This window comes from Shewanella sp. 10N.286.45.A1, assembly GCF_041470405.1.
GTDB lineage: Bacteria > Pseudomonadota > Gammaproteobacteria > Enterobacterales > Shewanellaceae > Shewanella.
Map to the genome: position 1 here is coordinate 1 of NZ_JBFRMK010000474.1, position 579 is coordinate 579.

A 579-nucleotide genomic window follows, 5' to 3' on the forward strand; every position below is an offset into this window, starting at 1 on the left:
AGCGGCTTCGTTCAACAAGGCGCTCAAGAACGGACAAAAACAGTTGGCTTTTGTTCACTACGTTCACTATTTTAGCCAACAATTTTTTGCCGCTTAGCGTGGCGTTATGTACCTAGGTCACGTATGAGAATATTTATATTTTTGGTGTTAATCTCAACTTCAAATTTTGCTAACGCTAATTCATCCATAGATGCTGAAAATGAAGGTGAAGCCGTTGGGATTTTGTTTGGTTATCTCAAAGAAGTAGATGTATATAAATTCATGTGCAGCAAGTATGCTCCAGAAATGAAAGAGACTATTTCTAGAGCAACCGATGATTGGATGAATCGAAATAATACAATCGTTGTCAGCTTATTAAGTGGCCTTGAACGTACTCCAGAAAATGAGGTCAATGAGCTATTAGAGGTAGCTCAGAAAACTTCTAGAAATAGAATTATCCTATTTAATAAACTGAGTAAAACTGAACAAGGAGAGCTTTGTTCTAAAATGGTTACAGAGTTAACCGAGGATACAGTTAAACAAAAATATCCTTTGGCTATCAAACATTTGAGTAAATAGGTACATAACGTATAAGGATAG

The 579-nt window shown here is 35.9% G+C and carries 1 protein-coding gene; it reads left to right on the top strand.

The annotated features are described in order from the left end of the window. Positions 1–123: 123 nt before the first annotated feature. A complete protein-coding gene (locus AB4238_RS22470) occupies positions 124–558 on the top strand; it encodes a hypothetical protein (RefSeq protein WP_372035862.1) in 435 nt (144 codons plus the stop codon). Positions 559–579 lie beyond the last annotated feature (21 nt).